General features: G+C 73.2%; 13 protein-coding genes. 3 read left to right on the forward strand and 10 right to left on the reverse strand.

From position 1 onward, the window contains the following. Positions 1-10 precede the first annotated feature (10 nt). Positions 11-1,144, reverse strand: a complete 1,134-nt coding sequence (locus M1D46_RS14815; RefSeq protein WP_456285940.1) for an ROK family transcriptional regulator — start codon at positions 1,142-1,144, stop codon at positions 11-13. Between the two features lie 121 nt (positions 1,145-1,265). Between M1D46_RS14815 and M1D46_RS14820 the strand changes: the two genes are divergently transcribed. From M1D46_RS14820 to M1D46_RS14830, 3 genes are all read left to right on the forward strand, one after another. Continuing rightward, complete coding sequence (locus tag M1D46_RS14820) at positions 1,266-2,693, forward strand: family 20 glycosylhydrolase (RefSeq protein WP_456285941.1); 1,428 nt, start codon at positions 1,266-1,268, stop codon at positions 2,691-2,693. Between the two features lie 89 nt (positions 2,694-2,782). Continuing rightward, complete coding sequence (locus M1D46_RS14825; RefSeq protein WP_456285942.1) at positions 2,783-4,261, forward strand: L,D-transpeptidase family protein; 1,479 nt, start codon at positions 2,783-2,785, stop codon at positions 4,259-4,261. Positions 4,262-4,281: 20 nt separating this feature from the next. Then, positions 4,282-4,734, forward strand: coding sequence for a GNAT family N-acetyltransferase (locus M1D46_RS14830; protein WP_271174518.1), 453 nt, complete (start codon positions 4,282-4,284; stop codon positions 4,732-4,734). A 183-nt stretch (positions 4,735-4,917) separates the two neighbouring features. On the opposite strand, the gene M1D46_RS14835 is transcribed toward M1D46_RS14830, so the two are convergent. From M1D46_RS14835 to M1D46_RS14875, 9 genes are all read right to left on the reverse strand, one after another. Then, entirely contained in the window at positions 4,918-6,732 is a 1,815-nt protein-coding gene (locus tag M1D46_RS14835; protein ID WP_456285943.1) for an ABC transporter ATP-binding protein, read from the reverse strand. After that, entirely contained in the window at positions 6,729-8,639 is a 1,911-nt protein-coding gene (locus M1D46_RS14840) for an ABC transporter ATP-binding protein (protein WP_456285944.1), read from the reverse strand. The genes M1D46_RS14835 and M1D46_RS14840 overlap by 4 nt, the downstream gene beginning before the upstream one ends. Positions 8,640-8,733: 94 nt before the next feature. After that, on the reverse strand, positions 8,734-9,426 hold the full coding sequence (locus tag M1D46_RS14845) for a sulfurtransferase (protein ID WP_456285945.1): 693 nt from the start codon (positions 9,424-9,426) through the stop codon (positions 8,734-8,736). A gap of 33 nt (positions 9,427-9,459) precedes the next feature. After that, positions 9,460-10,002, reverse strand: a complete 543-nt coding sequence (locus M1D46_RS14850) for a methylated-DNA--[protein]-cysteine S-methyltransferase (RefSeq protein ID WP_456285946.1) — start codon at positions 10,000-10,002, stop codon at positions 9,460-9,462. Next, positions 9,999-11,474 carry an AlkA N-terminal domain-containing protein gene (locus tag M1D46_RS14855; protein ID WP_456285947.1) on the reverse strand — a complete coding sequence of 492 codons (1,476 nt, stop codon included), beginning with the start codon at positions 11,472-11,474 and terminating at the stop codon, positions 9,999-10,001. The genes M1D46_RS14850 and M1D46_RS14855 overlap by 4 nt, the downstream gene beginning before the upstream one ends. Positions 11,475-11,604: 130 nt before the next feature. Further along, on the reverse strand, positions 11,605-13,212 hold the full coding sequence (purH, locus tag M1D46_RS14860; RefSeq protein WP_271174524.1) for a bifunctional phosphoribosylaminoimidazolecarboxamide formyltransferase/IMP cyclohydrolase: 1,608 nt from the start codon (positions 13,210-13,212) through the stop codon (positions 11,605-11,607). Between the two features lie 31 nt (positions 13,213-13,243). Next, positions 13,244-13,834, reverse strand: a complete 591-nt coding sequence (gene purN, locus M1D46_RS14865; protein ID WP_271174525.1) for a phosphoribosylglycinamide formyltransferase — start codon at positions 13,832-13,834, stop codon at positions 13,244-13,246. A 9-nt stretch (positions 13,835-13,843) separates the two neighbouring features. Continuing rightward, positions 13,844-15,148, reverse strand: a complete 1,305-nt coding sequence (locus tag M1D46_RS14870) for a cell division protein PerM (RefSeq protein ID WP_456285948.1) — start codon at positions 15,146-15,148, stop codon at positions 13,844-13,846. A gap of 58 nt (positions 15,149-15,206) precedes the next feature. Next, positions 15,207-15,659 carry a nitroreductase family deazaflavin-dependent oxidoreductase gene (locus tag M1D46_RS14875; RefSeq protein ID WP_282980299.1) on the reverse strand — a complete coding sequence of 151 codons (453 nt, stop codon included), beginning with the start codon at positions 15,657-15,659 and terminating at the stop codon, positions 15,207-15,209. Between the last annotated feature and the right edge of the window lie 36 nt (positions 15,660-15,695).

Raw genomic sequence — 15,695 nt, forward strand, 5'->3', positions numbered from 1 at the left:
GGGGTGGGGGTCAGCGGATGCCGAGTCGGGCATCCAGGACCATGGCGAAGGCGCCGCGCAGCACGACGTCGTCGCCCTGGGCGGACAGGCGCACGCGCGCGTGCGTCGTGAAGGGCTCGAGTGTGCGCGCGCGCAGGGTCTCGACCGCCGCGTCGCGCAGCGGGCCGTCGAGGAGGTCGACCGGCCCCGACAGGACGATGTCGTCGATGTCGAGGGTGCCGACGACGGGCGCGAGCGCGATGCCGAGCCGCTCCCCCGCGTCCCGCAGCACGCTGTCGCGGTCGCCCTCGGCGATGCGGGCCTGCAGCGCCGGCACGGCGAGCCACGCCTCGAGGCAGCCGTCGCGTCCGCATGCGCAGCGCGGGCCGCCGTCGGTGCCCACCGTGACGTGCCCGATCTCGCCGGCGGCGTCCCGGCTCCCGCGCGTCAGCTCGCCGCGCACGAGCAGCCCCGAGCCGACACCGCGGCCGATCCGCACGAGCATGAGGTCGTCGCTCGCGCCGCCCAGGGTGTACTCGGCGAGCGCGGCGGCGTTCGCATCGTTCGCGACGACGACGGGGATGCCGAGCTCCTCGGCGAGCAGCGCGCGCAGGGGCATGCCCGCCCAGCCGACGTTCGGCGCCGTCAGCACGACGCCGTCCGACGTGATGACGCCCGGGGCGCCCACGCCGACGCCGAGAAGGCGGGAGGTCGCCTCGCGCGCCACCGCCGACGCGAGCTCGAGCACGGCCGCGCGCGCGGCGTCGGCCTCGCCGTCGGCCGGTCGCGGCACGGCGGCGCGCGCGACGACGGCGCCCGTGAGGTCGAGGAGGGCCCCGCGGTACTCGTCGGCGGCGGAGAGGTCGATCGCGACGATCTGCAGGCCCTCGCGGTCGATGTCGACGAGCGTGGCCGGCTTGCCGGGGCCCGTCCGCGTCTGCACGCCCTGCTCGACGACGACGCCCTCGCCGATGAGCTCACCCGCGAGGTCGGACGTCGTGACGCGCGTGAGGCCCGTGGCGCGCGCGAGATCCGCGCGGCTCATCGCCCCCTCGTGGAAGAGCGCCTGCAGGACGAGCGCGCGGTTGTGCGCCCGCGCGTGCTCGGGCAGCACCTTCGCGCGGACGGCGCGGCGCGGTGCGGGGACGGTCTGCTGCTCGCTCATATTTGTAAGTTGTATTTACGAATACGAGGCGGCGCAAGCCCTGCGATCGATTTACGCAGGGAAGTTTACATATTCGTTACGCCACGCACGCGGGAGCGCGGCTCCCTGCTACCGTCCCCTCATGCCGCTCCCGCTCACCCCCTGGCCGCGACGTGTGACGCCGGGCCCCGGGTCTCCCCTGCAGCTCGCGGCACGGACGCGGGGCGAGGCGATCACCCGCGCGCGCTCCGCCATCCGGCACGCCGACGATCCGACCATCCCGCGGGAGGGCTACGCGCTCCGCGTCGACGCGGACGGCATCGCCGTGCGCTCGAGCGACGCGGCGGGCGCCGCCTACGCCGCGGCCACGCTCGCCCAGCTCGTCGAGTGCGACGACACGGGGAGCTGGGTCATCCGCGCCGTCGAGATCGAGGACGCCCCGCGCTTCCCCTACCGCGGAGCCATGCTCGATGTCGCGCGTCACTTCCATCCCGTGCCGACCGTCGCCTGGTTCATCGACCGGCTCGCCGAGCTGAAGCTCAACCACCTCCACCTCCATCTGACCGACGATCAGGGATGGCGGATCGCCCTGCGGTCACGGCCCGACCTCGTCGCACGCGGCTCCGCGACCGCGACGGGAGGCGACGCGGGCGGGTTCTACACGCAGGACGACTGGCAGGCGATCCTCGCCCACGCCGCGGCACGCCACGTGACGGTCGTGCCCGAGATCGACCTCCCCGGACACACCCACGCGGTCGGGCTCGCGCATCCCGAGCTCATGGCGCCGCCCGTCGTGAGCGACGACGTCCGGGAGACCACGCGTCGGCTCGGCGGCTCGCTCCCCGAGCCGGGCGTCCCGTACACGGGCCTCGCGGTCGGGTTCTCCTCCCTGCGGCCGCTCGACGCCGAGGTCGACGCGTTCCTCGTCGACGTGCTCGGCGAGCTCTGCGCGATCACGCCGGGCCCGTTCGTCCACATCGGCGGAGACGAGGCCCTCGGGACGGCGCCGGAGGACTACGCGGCCCTCACCGCGCGCGCGGCGCGCATCGTCGCCGACGCCGGCAAGACGCCCATCGCGTGGCACGAGGCGGCGAGCGCTCCGCTTCCGGACGACGCGATCGGGCAGTACTGGGGCTTCCTCGTGCCGACGGACGGACACGACGCGAAGGCGCACGCCTTCGCCGACCGCGGCGGCCTCATCCTCTCGCCCGCCGACGCGGTCTATCTCGACATGAAGTACGACGAGCGCACCCCGATCGGGCTCACGTGGGCCAACGGCCCCACGAGCATCGAGCGCTCGTACCGGTGGGAGCCCGACGACGTCGTGCCCGGTCTGCCCGCCCGCGCCATCCGCGGCGTGGAGGCGCCCCTGTGGACGGAGACCGTGCGCGACCGGCAGGACATCGAGCGGCTGGTCTTCCCCCGCATCGCGTCGGCCGCGGAGATCGCGTGGTCGACGGCGCGCGATCCCGAGCGGACCTGGCCGGCGTACCGCGCACGCCTCGCGGAGCTGGTGAGTCGCTGGGAGGATGACGGTATCCGGGTCGGCGCGATCGTGCCCACATCGTGATTCCGATGTGCCCTGAGGTAGGGTTCTCGCCCTTACGATGAAGATTCGGACCACGCCGTGCACATCGGCGCGCATCTGGGGGTAGGAAGATGACCGATCTCGCGACCAAGCCCGCACCGGGGGCAGACGACGCCGGCGACGCCGCCGCGGCCGCTGCCGCACCCGTCGAGTGGGCGCCCGCGGAGCCCGAGCCGCGCAAGCGCCGCCTCGGCCTCTGGATCGGCATCCCCGCCGCCCTGCTGCTCGCGGGCGCGGGTGCGTGCTCGGCCATCCTCATCGCCCCCGGGGTGGAAGCCGCCGGCGCCGACATCGGCTGGCAGACCCCTGGCGCGGCCAGCGAGGCGATCGCCGCGGGCATCGCCGACACCGAGGTCACGATCACGACCGCGGCGGGCGAGGCGACCTTCACGGGCGCGGAGCTCGGCGCCTCCGTCGACGCGCAGGCGGTCGCCGAGAAGGCGTTCGGCGACCATCCGCTCTGGAACGTGGGCGCCTGGAACCCCGGCGCCGTCCCGGTCGACGTGGCCGTCGACGTCGACACCGCGCTCGCGGCCGTCGAGGCCGAGATCCCCGGCATCTTCACCGCGCCCGTGAACGCCGAGGTCACGTACGACGAGGGCGCCGGCACCTACTCGGTCGTGGACGCGAAGGCGGGCTCCGGGATCGACGTGGACGCGCTCGCGGCCGACATCTCGCGCGCGCTCAGCGCGGGCGGCGACGTCTCGGTCGAGGCGCAGGCCAGCGAGGTCGAGGCCGACATCACGACCGCCGAGGCGCAGGCCCAGGCCGAGGCCCTGAACGGGCTCATCCACGATGCGGGCTTCTACGTCGAGGACGAGAAGGTCGTCGGCATCGACCCCGCGCAGGCGGCCTCGTGGGTGCAGGTGAGCAGCGAGGGCGAGGAGCTCTCTCTCTCCGTGGACCAGCAGGCGGTCGCGGCCGCCGTCGCCGACACGGTCGCCTCTCTGCCCGAGAAGGTGAACCGCGAGGTCGTGAACGAGGAGATCGTCACGAACTCCGCGGGAGACCACCTCCGCACGATCCAGGAGGGCCAGAACGGCTGGGGCCTCGAGTCGACCGACGGCATCGCGGAGAAGTTCGCCGAGCAGCTCGCCGGCGGCAACGGCGTGTACCAGCTGCCGGTCAAGGAGATCCCGTTCGAGACGACGCTCCTCCACCGCTGGATCGAGGTCGACAAGAGCGCCGGGACGACCATCCTCTACGAGAACGACAAGGTCGTCGACACCTACGCGATCGCGCTGGGCAAGCCCGGGCACGACACCCAGGAGGGCCGGTTCACGGTCTACGGGCAGCTCACCATCCAGGACATGGGCTCGTGCGACGCCGAGGGCAATTACGTGCCCGGCGGCAGCTTCGACTACTGCACGGCCGACGTCCCCTGGGTCACCTACTTCAACGGCGACCAGGGCTTCCACGGCACCTACTGGCACAGCAACTTCGGGGCCGGCGCGTACATGAGCCACGGCTGCGTGAACATGACGATCGCCGCCGCCGAGCGCGTGTACTACTTCGCGCAGACGGGCACCGAGGTGTGGGTGCACGCCTGATTGCGCGCTAGCCTGTCGATATGACCGAACTGCGCCTCGTCGAGCTCTCGGCCGACACCATCGTCCAGGTGAACAACCTGTCGCTCAAGCCGGGACAGGAGCAGTTCCTCGCGCCCGTCTCCTACGGCATCGCCGCCTCCGTCCTCAACCCGAAGACGACCTGGCAGCGCGTGGTGCTCGACGACTCCGACGTGGTCGGCTTCGTCAGCGCCAACTTCGACCGCGACGCCAAGCCCGAGTACTTCCAGTCGGTGCTGTGGCGCATCAACGTCGACGCCGACGACCAGGGCCGCGGCGTGGGGCGGTTCGCGGTCGAGGGTCTCCTCGACGAGGCCCGCAAGCGCGAGTTCGACCGCCTCAACGTGATCTACGAGGCGGGCGAAGGCGGCCCCGAGGCGTTCTTCCACCGTGTCGGCTTCACGCCCGTGGGCGAGACCGAGTACGGTGAAGTGATCGCAGAGATCCGCCTCTAGGCGCCCCGCGGCCCTGCCGCGGACGAACCCGAGAACCTCAGCACCGCGTCACCCGCCGCGGTGCCGACACCTGGCCGGCGGCGGGGCCTCGAATACCCCTCCCCCATCGAGACCCCGTCGCCCTCCTCATGAGAATCGCCCCGGACATCCGTCCGGGGCGATTCCCTTTCGCGCAGACCCGCGTCAGACGAGCGAGCCCTTCCACGCGGCATGGAGCTGCGCGAAGCGGCCCGTGCCGGCGATGAGGGCGTCGGGGGTGTCGTCCTCGACGATGCGGCCCTGCTCCATGACGAGCACGCGATCGGCGATCGCGACCGTCGACAGCCGGTGCGCGATGATGATCGCCGTCCGGTCGGCGAGCAGCGTCTGCAGCGCGTCCTGGATCATCCGCTCCGACGGGATGTCGAGAGACGCCGTCGCCTCGTCGAGGATGAGCACGGCCGGGTCGGCGAGGAAGGCGCGCGCGAACGAGATGAGCTGGCGCTGCCCGGCCGACACGCGCCCGCCGCGCTTGTTGACGTCGGTGTCGTAGCCGTCGGGGAGCGTCTCGATGAACGCGTCGGCGCCCACGGCCCGCGCCGCCTCCTTGATCTCGTCGAGCGTCGCGTCGGGCCGCCCGAGCGCGATGTTGTCGGCGACCGTGCCGCTGAAGAGGTACGCCTCCTGCGTCACCATGACGATCGCGCGGCGCAGGTCGCGCCCGTCGAGCTCGCGCAGATCGATCCCGTCGAGCGTCACGCTGCCCGCGGTCGGGTCGTAGAAGCGCGACAGCAGCTTCGCGAGGGTCGACTTGCCGGCGCCGGTCGTCCCGACAAGCGCGACGGTCTGCCCGGCGGGGATGTCGAGGTCGAACGAGGGCAGGATGGTCCGCCCGCTCGCGTAGCCGAACGCCACGCGGTCGAAGCGGAGGTGGCCCCGCGCCTCCTCGAGTCGGACCGGACGCACCGGGTCGGGGACCGTCAGCTCCTCCTCCAGCACGCCCGAGACCTTCTCGAGCGCCGCGGATGCCGCCTGGAACGAGTTCAGGAACATCGCGACCTCCTGCAGCGGGCTGAAGAAGTTGCGCACGTAGAGCACCGCGCTCAGCAGCAGGCCCGCCGTGAACTCGCCGGTCGTCACGCGCACCCCGCCCCACAGGACGACCGCGCCGATGGCGCACGCCGAGATCGCCATGAGCCCGGGCTCGAACGTGCCGAACAGGCGGATCGAGCGCATGTTGACCTCGCGGTACTCCTTCGCGAGGCCGCCGAACTCCACCTCGTTGCGCGGCTCGGTGCGGAAGGCCTTGCCGGCCCGGATGCCGGTCATCGTCTCGACGAACTTGACGATGAGCTTCGCGCTGACGACCCGCGAGACGCGGTACGCGCGCTGCGAGTTCACGTAGAACCAGCGCATGAGCAGCGCGAGCGGGACGAACGCCGCGACGAGCACGAGCGACGACCGCCAGTCGACGAGCGCGAGGGCGATGAACGTGAACGCCCCGTAGAGGACGCCGTGCACGAGCTGGTTGAGCCCGCCGTTCAGCAGCTCGCGGATCGTGTCGAGGTCGCTCGTCTGCCGGGAGATGATGCGGCCCGACGTGTAGGTCTCGTGGAACTCGAGGCTCAGGCGCTGGGTGTGCCGGAAGACCCGCGTGCGCAGGTCGAGCAGTACGTTCTGGGTCACCCGGGCGGCGAGCATGTCGTACCAGGCGAGCAGCGCCGCCCCGCCGAGCGCCGTGACGATGTAGGCCGTGCCCACGAACCACGCCGGGCCCCAGTCGGCGCGGTCCAGCACGGCGGGCAGCGCGCTGTCGATGCCGAGGCCGATGAGCGCCGGGCCGAGCACGCGCACTCCCGTCTGCGCGACGACGACGGACGCGACGAGCACGACCTGCCACTTCAGCGGCGCGAGCAGCGACAGCAGGAGCCGCCACGAGCGCCGACGGATTGCGCGGTTCTCCTCGCGCGTGAACTCGGAGCGGTCCTCTCCCGCTGTGCCGTGGACCGTGCTGCTCATCGGAGCGCCCCCTCGTCGTTCTGGTCGTGCTCGCCCGCGGCGCCCCCGACGATCGGGATGGCGCCGGTGACGACGTCGAATCCGTGCTCGGGATCCATGCGCCGCGCGCTGTCCTCCGAGTCCTCCTTCTCGAAGCTCGAGATGACGCTGCGGTAGTGCGCGGACGTCGCCATGAGCTCGGTGTGGGCGCCGACCGCGGTGATGCGCCCGCCCTCGAGCAGGGCGACGCGGTCGGCGAGCGCGACCGTCGACGGACGGTGCGCGACGATGAGCGCCGTCGTGCCCTGGAGCACACGGCGCAGGCCCACCTGCACGCGCTCCTCCGTGTCGACGTCGAGCGCCGACAGGGGGTCGTCCATGACGATGACGGTCGGGCGCGCGGCGACGGCGCGCGCGAGCGCGAGGCGCTGCCGCTGGCCGCCCGACAGGCTCATGCCCTCCTCGCCGATCATCGTCTCTGCCCCCTCTGGCAGGTGCGCCACGAACTCCGCCTGCGCGACGTCGAGCGCCTCCTGGAGGACGCGGTCGGCCTCGGGCGAGTGGATGTCGAGGTCGTCGCGCCCGAGGAGGACGTTCTCGCGCACCGATGCCGAGAAGAGCGTCGCGTCTTCGAACGCGGTCGCGATGTGCGTGCGCAGCTCGACGAGCGAGAGGTCGCGCACATCGACGCCGTCGAGCGTGACCCGGCCGCCGGTGACGTCGTAGAGCCGCGTCGGCAGCGTCGTGAGCGTCGTCTTCCCCGAGCCGGTGAGCCCGACGAGCGCCATGGTCTCCCCCGGCCGCAGCGCGAGGTCGATGCCGTTCAGCAGGTCGGGCTCGTCGGCCCCCGCGTCCTGGTAGCGGAAGTGCGCGTCCTCGAATACGAGGGCGCCTTGGGGGTCGGCGAGAGTCGTCGGCGCATCGGGATCGGCGATCGTGTCGACCGCGTCGAACACCTCGAACACGCGATCCGCCGCGGTGCGCGCGTCGAGGAGGAACGAGAAGAGGAAGCCGATCGACTCGAGCGGCCAGCGCAGCACGGTCGCCATCGCGAAGTACGCGAACAGCTGCGAGACCGAGATCTGATCCGTCGAGGCCAGCCAGATGCCGAGCACGAGCGAGATCGCGAAGGCGAGCTCGGGCGCCGCGACGAGCCAGAAGTCGATGCGCGCGATCGCCCCGGCCTTGCGCATCTCGGTCTCGCGGAGGTTCTCCGCCTGGCGCGTGAAGCGGCGCAGGGCGTGCGGCCCGCGGCCGAAGGCCTTGAGCACGCGGATGCCGTGCACGCTCTCCTCGACGCTCGTGGCGAGGTCGCCCTGCTGGTCCTGGCTCTGCCGGCTGAGCACGCCGTAGGTCTGCTCGAACCGGAACCCCTGGTACCACACCGGCACACCCGACGCGATGAACACGACCGCGAGCGCCCAGTGCCACTGGAACAGCAGCACGGCGCCGATGAGGATGGTGAGGACGTTCACGACGAGCATGACGAGGCCGAACGCCATCCAGCGTCGGATGAGGCCGATGTCCTGCATCATGCGGCTCAGGAGCTGGCCGCCCTGCCAGCGGTCGTGGAACTCGACGGGGAGACGCTGGAGGCGGTTGTAGAAGCGCGTGCGGATGTCGTACTCGACGCTCGTGGCCGGGCCGAGGATGAACCACCGGCGCAGCCACACCATAGCGGCCTCGGCGAGGCCGAGCGCGAGCACGGCGACGGCGCCCCAGACGATCGCGGAGACGACGCCGGAGGCGATCGGGCCGCCGACGACCCACTCGAGCACGATCGGGATGAGCAGGGCCAGCACCGCCGCGGTGAGCGCGCTGAGCCCGCCGAGCACGAGGCGCGGGAGAACCGGCTTCGCGAACGGGAGGAGACGGAGGAGGGAGCGGAGGGTCGACGGATTCTGGGGAGATGTGGTGGGGCGAGACATGATCCTCGAGGGGCCCGCGGGAGAGCGGGCCGGGAGATGGCTTTCCGACCACCCGAGCGGGGGTCAGCCTTTCAGCCTATCCACACCTCGGCGTTCAGGAAAGGGATTTCGCGTCTTCCCCGCCAAATCGATCGGAACCGATCGCGACGGGGCGCGCGGTGTTGCTCCATGCGCTCCAGGACCCCGCGAACAGGTTCCGCGCGCCCGGCACGTGCCCCGCGCGCGGGTCGATCGGCTCGACCTCGCCCCGGTAGCGCTCGGGCGCGCGCACGTCGATGAGCACGCCATCGCGCGCGAGCACGGCGGCCGCATCGATCGAGAGCTGCGGCAGCCGCCCCGCCGTGAGCGTGATCGAGCCGGGAGCGGCCACGACGTCGCCGCGCTCGAGCGCGTGACCCGACGCGACCCACCCGCGCAGGGCGCCGTCGAGGATCCGCACGTCCTGCACGCCCGCGTCGGTCAGCAGCCACCACGCACGCGCCGCGGACAGCGACTTGAGATCGTCGTACACGACGACCGTGTCGCCGTCGTCCAGCCCCCAGCGTCGGGCGGCCCGCTCGAGTGCGGGGGTGTCGGGCAGAGGGTGGCGTCCGTCGGACGCCGCTCCGTGCCCCGACAGCTCGCTCTCGAGATCGACGTAGACCGCGCCGGGGATGTGCCCCTCGAGGTACTCGGGGCGACCGTCCGGCCGGTCGAGGCGCCAGCGCACATCGAGGATGCGGACGCGCTCGTCGCGCGCGGTCAGCTCGGCCAGCTCGTCGGGGGTGATGAGGATCTCGGAGCCCATGACCGCCACGCTACGCGGCGCCGCCGACGCCCGTCACGGCACGGGTAACGCTTCGACATCGGCTGCGGGTGCGCCCGCAGCGGCGCCCGCGCGCTCGCGCGCGAGGAGCGACCGCTTGACGTCGACGCCCCACGCGAAGCCGCCCATGGAGCCGTCGCCGCGGAGCACCCGGTGACACGGGACGAACAGCGCGGGGGCGTTCCGCGCGCAGATCGACGCGGCGGCCCGCACGGCGCGCGGCGAGCCGAGCGCCGCGGCGAAGCCCGTGTACGTGAGCGGCTCCCCGGGCGCGATGTCGCGCAGCGCCGCCCAGCCCGCCTGCTGGAGCACGGTGCCCTGCTGCCGCACGGCCACCGCGCGGATGGCCGCGAGGTCGCCCTCGTAGTACGCGGCGACGGCGTCGCCCGCCGCGGTGGGCTCCTCCCGCAGCTCGGCGGGGCGCAGGCGCGGGTGGATGCGCGCGAGCACGAGCGAGGCGTCCGGCGTCCAACCCGAGGCGAGCACGGCGCCGTCGGCGTCGGCGATCAGGGTGAACGGGCCGTCGGGCGTCGCGACGGTCTGGAGGCGAGCGGTCATGACGGGGTCTCCTTGCGGGATCGGGCGGACTGCGCGGCGAGGGCCGCGCGCCACAGGTGCATCGAGAGGTAGGAGCGCCAGGGCGCGACGCGCGCCGCCCACGCGACGAGCTCGCGCGGTGCGGCGGGCAGTCCCGCGGCGGCCGCACCCGCGCGGAGCGCGACGTCGCCGGGCAGGATGATGTCGGAGTCGCCGAGCACGCGCATCCGCACGTAGTCGGCCGTCCACTCCCCCACGCCCCGCAGCGCGAGGAGGCGCTCCCGCTGGGCGTGGGCGTCATCGCCCGCGCTGAGGGCGAGACCGCCCGACGCGAGCGCGGCAGCCGCCTCGGTGATCGCGCGGATGCGGGCCGCGGGGCCGCGGAGCACGTCGGCTCCGCGCTCCGCGATCGTCGCCATCCGCGGGAAGAGGCGCCGCCGCTCCCCCGCGATCTCGACGTCCTCGCCGAGCGCCTCGACGAGACGCGTGAGATGGGTGCGCGCGGCCGACACGGAGATCTGCTGGCCGATCATCGCGCGGATGAGCATCTCGTGCGGGTCGGCGGCGCCGGGCAGGCGGATGCCCGGGGTCGCCGCCACGAGCCCCGCGAGCTCGGGGTGCGCGCCGAGCGCCGCATCGATCGCGAGCGGGTCCGCGTCGAGGTCGAACAGACGCCGCACGCGGGCGACGAGCGTCGCGAGGTCCGCGAGGCTCTGCAGCTGCGCGTCGAGCCGCAGGCGACCGTCGAGGCGCAGCCGGAACCATCCGGCCCCGGCGGGCAGGCGCACGGTGCGCGCGAACGACGCCTCGTCGCCAGCCTCGACGCCGGGGAGCGCGCGCACGGACATCCAGGCGAACAGCCCGGCGTGGTCGAAGGGCTCGCGGACCGGCAGGGCGAGCGAGATGCCGGCCGAGGCCGTGCGACCGCGCCGCGTCGCGCGCAGCTCGGTCGGCGTCAGCCCGAACACCTCGCGCACGGTCTCGTTGAACTGGCGCACGCTCGCGAACCCCGCGGAGAAGGCGACGTCGGCGGCCGGCAGATCGGTGCCGACGAGCAGCAGCCGCGCGGTGTGGGCGCGCTGGGCGCGTGCGAGCGCGAGCGGGCCGGCGCCCAGCTCGTCGGCGAGCAGCCGCGACAGGTGGCGCGACGAGTACCCGAGCCGCCCCGCGAGGCCCGTGACGCCCTCGCGCTCGACGACGCCGTCGGCGATGAGGCGCATCGCTCGGGCGACGACGTCGCCCCGCAGATTCCAGTCCGGCGATCCGGGCGCCGCCTCCGGGAGGCAGCGCTTGCACGCGCGGTAGCCGGCCTCGTGCGCGGCGGCGCTCGTCGCGAAGAAGGTGACGTTCGCCGGCTTCGGCGTCCGCGCGGGGCAGCTCGGCCGGCAGTAGATCCCGGTCGAGCGGACGGCGGTGACGAACTGGCCGTCGAAGCGGGTGTCGCGCGACGAGATCGCGCGGTACCGCTCGTCGAAGGTCATGCGCGTCGTCATGGCTCCAGCCTGTCACGCTCCGAGGGCGCGGGCTGGCGGTTTTCGGACACGGCGGTGGGGACGGCGAGAACGGCGCGAGCCGACCTCGGGATGGTGCCGAGGTCGGCTCGCTAGGGCCGGAAGCCGCGTGTCAGTGGAAGAAGTGACGCTCGCCGGTAAAGAACATCGTCACGCCGTTGGCGCGGGCGAGCTCGATCGTCTCGTCGTCGCGCACCGAGCCTCCGGGCTGGATGATCGCGCGCACACCCGCGTTGATGAGCACCTCGGGTCCGTCCGAGAACGGGAAGAACGCGTCCGACGCGGCGATCGATCCCGCCGCGCGCCCGCCCGCGCGCTCGACGGCGAGCTTGCACGAGTCCACCCGGTTGACCTGGCCCATGCCCACGCCGACCGTCGCGGCGTCCTTGGCGAGCACGATCGCGTTCGACTTCACGGCGCGGCACGTCTTCCACGCGAAGATGAAGTCGCTCATCTCCTCGTCGGACGGGCGCTCGCCCGACACGAGCTGCCAGCTCTGCGCGACGGACTGGATGTCGTCGGGGAACCGGTCGGAGTCCTGCAGGAGCAGGCCGCCCGAGACGAGGCGCACGTCCATCGTCTCCTGGCGCCAGTCGGCGGGCAGCTTGAGGAGGCGCAGGTTCTTCTTCGTCTTGAACACCTCGAGCGCGGCGGGCTCGAAGTCGGGCGCGACGATGACCTCCGTGAAGATGTCGCGGAGGTTCTCGGCCATCTTGAGCGTGACCGGTCGGTTCGCGGCGATGACGCCGCCGAACGCCGAGAGCGGGTCGCACTCGTGCGCGCGCAGGTGGGCGCTCGCGATCGGGTCGAGCGCGTTCGGCGCCGACAGCGCGATGCCGCACGGGTTCGCGTGCTTGATGATCGCGACCGCGGGGTTCACGTAGTCGTACGCGGCGCGGAGGGCGGCATCGGCGTCGACGTAGTTGTTGTACGACATCTCCTTGCCCTGGAGCTGCGTCGCCTGCGCGATCCCGTGGCCGTCCACGCGCGAGTAGATGGCGGCGCGCTGGTGGGAGTTCTCGCCGTAGCGCAGGTCGCCGAGCTTCTCGGCCTTGATCGTGAGGTGCTCCGGCAGGTCGGCGCCCTCGCCGAGCGTGCCCTCGGCGAACCATGCCGCCACGGCGGCGTCGTAGCCGGCGGTGTGCGCGAAGGCGCGCGCCGCGAGCTCCCGGCGCTGTCCGAGCGTCGTGCCGCCCGCGGCGACCGCGTCGATGATCGCCGGGTACGACTCCGGCGAGACGACGATCGCGACGTTCGCGAAGTTCTTCGCCGACGCGCGGACCATCGCGGGCCCTCCGATGTCGATCTGCTCGACGACGTCGTCGCCCGCGGCGCCCGAGCGGACGGTCTCCACGAACGGGTAGAGGTTCACCACGACGAGCTCGAACGGCGAGATGCCGAGATCGCCGAGCTGCTGCTCGTGGTGCTCGAGGCGGAGGTCGGCGAGGAGGCCCGCGTGCACGCCCGGGTGCAGCGTCTTCACGCGTCCGTCGAGCGACTCGGGGAAGCCCGTCACGCTCGCGACGTCGGTCACGTCGAAGCCCGCGTCGCGGATGGTCGACGCGGTCGAGCCCGTCGAGACGATCTCGACGCCCGCGGCCGCGAGCGCCTCGGCGAGCTTCAGGAGATCGGTCTTGTCGCTGACCGACACGAGCGCGCGCCGGATCGGGACGACATCGCGGTCGCGGTAGAGCGAGTGGTCGTGGCGGGGGCCGGCCATGAGGACTCCTTGTCGGGGTTCGGGGTTCGGGTCAGCGCGAGGGGTTCTCGAGATCGATCTCGCCCGCGGCGATCCCGCGGACGACGTCGATGAGCAGGCGGCGCTCGACGGGCTTGATGCGCTCGTGCAGCGCGGCCTCGTCGTCGCCCGGGAGCACGGGCACGCGCTCCTGCGCGAGGATCGGCCCGCTGTCCACGCCGTTGTCGACGATGATGACGCTCGCCCCGGTCTCCTCGACGCCCGCGGCGAGCGCGTCGCGCACGCCGTGCGCCCCCGGGAACTCGGGGAGGAAGGCGGGGTGCGTGTTGATCATGCGCGGCGCGAACTCGTCGACGAGCGCGGAGGGCAGCAGGCGCATGAGGCCGCTCAGCACGATGAGATCCGCGCCGATGCGGCGCAGCTCCTCGGCCAGCGCGGCGCCCCAGGCCTCGCGCGACGGATGGTCGCGATACGGGACCGTGAAGGTCGGGATGCCGAACTCCTCGGCGTGGGCGAGGCCCGCCGCGTCGCGGTCGGCGCCGACGGCGACGATCCGAGCGGGGAATCCGGGTTCGCTCGCGGCTTCGAGGAGGGCGCGGAGATTCGAACCGGTGCCAGAGATGAGGACGGCGACCGAGAGCACGCGGCCAGTCTACCGGCGCGCGAGTTCGTCCCCGTCGGCGAGCGCGGCCGCCCCGTCCGCTGTCGCGGCGGCATGCCCGTGCGGGCGGGGCGAGAGGAGCAGGATGGCCGCGCCGACGAGCACCTCGAGGCCCACCGCGAGGGCGACGGGACCGGGATCGGGGCCGACGGTCGCGAGCCGCCCCGGGCCGATGGATCCCGACGAGAGTGCCGCGATGCCGGCCGCCCCGGCTCCCGCGATGGCGGCGATGGCGATCGCGAGCACGACCCGAGGCGACACCGGCTCGTGCGGCGAGGGATGGTCGTCGTCCTCGGGGCGCTCGATCTCCCACTCCGCCGCGAGCGCCGAGCGCACGTGCCACCCGGCCAGCGCGCCCGCCGCGACGGGCAGGAGCGCGACGAGCAGCAGCCATCCCGAGCCCTGCTCCGGGAGGAGGCCGAGCATCGGGATGCCGGGCACGACGCCGAGCTGCGTGCCGGCCGGGGAGACCGTGGTCGCCGCGCCGACCGCGAAGCCCGGCCCCGCGATCCAGGACACCCCCCAGCCGATGAGCGTCGGCAGGTACGCGACCTGCGCGAGCGCGAGGGCGGTCGCCCCGAGCGCGTCGACCTGCGCCTGCTCGAAGAGGGCGACGACGGCGTCCGCGCGGACGAGCACGGCGACGACGACCGCGAGCGCGGCCGCGCCGACGACGGCAGCGAGGGAGACGGCGCCGCCGCGCACCGCGAGCGTGGGGACCTCGCGCCACTTCGACGACCATCCGTCGACCCGCTCGTGCACGAGGTCCGCGAGGCCGCCGTCGCCCTCGCTCCAGCCCTCGGCCCACGCGCCGGCGACCGCCCCGACCGCGTAGACGGCGGTCGGCAGGAGCACAGCCTGCCAGGCCTCGACGCGTGCGAGCTCGCTCCCCGAGGTCGCGAGGACGACCGCCGCGATGATCGCGGTCATCGCGATGCCCGCGAGGACGCCCACCGCTCCGGCGCCCGAGCGGACCGCGCGCCGGCCGGATCGGGCCGCGAAGAACGCCGCGAAGACCGCGAACGCGAGCGGAGCGAGGGTCAGCGTGAAGGTGGCCGCCTCGTCGGGCAGGCCGAGCGCCACGACGGCGTCCTCGTCGAACGCGAGCGACAGCGGGACGAGGTTGCCGAGCTGCCAGATCCGCGCCGTCGTCGGCCACAGGCCCGCCCAGTCGGCCGTCAGGCCGAACGTGAACGTCCACAGGAGCGTCAGCGGCGCGAGGACGACGGCGAGGCCGACCAGCGCCGCCACGAGCGCGTCGAACGCGGCGAGCAGGGCGATGAGGATCCGATGCATGGCGTCACGACCCTACCCGCGGGCCCCGGGAGATCCCCGGACCCGCGCCGGGGCCGCGCTACGCCGCGATCGGCTCGAGGACGAAGACCGCGATCCGGCGCTCCGTGCGCTCCTGGTACTCGGCGTACGGCGGGTACGCCGCGACGGCGCGCTCCCACCACTGGGCGTACTCGTCGCTGTCGACGTCGAGCTCGCGCGCGAGGTAGTCGCGCTTCACGGCGCCGTCCTGCAGCTCGACGTGCGGGTGCGCGGCGATGTTGAAGTACCACGCGGGCGGCTTCGGCGCCCCGCCCTTCGAGGCGACGAGCGCGTAGACGCCCTCGTGCTCGACGCGCATGAGGGCCGTCTTGTGCAGCTTCCCGCTGCGGGCGCCGACGTTCGTCACGACGACGATCGGCCAGGACGTGCCCGGCAGGACGGAGGCCTCGGCGCCGTTCGACGCCTCGTAGGCCTCGGCCTGCTGACGTGCCCATTCGGATGTGCTCGGTGCGTACTCTCCCTGAAGCGGCATGCTCCGAGCCTACGATCCCGTCGGGCCATCGGCTCC

The sequence above is a fragment of the Microbacterium sp. JZ70 genome (assembly GCF_053903225.1).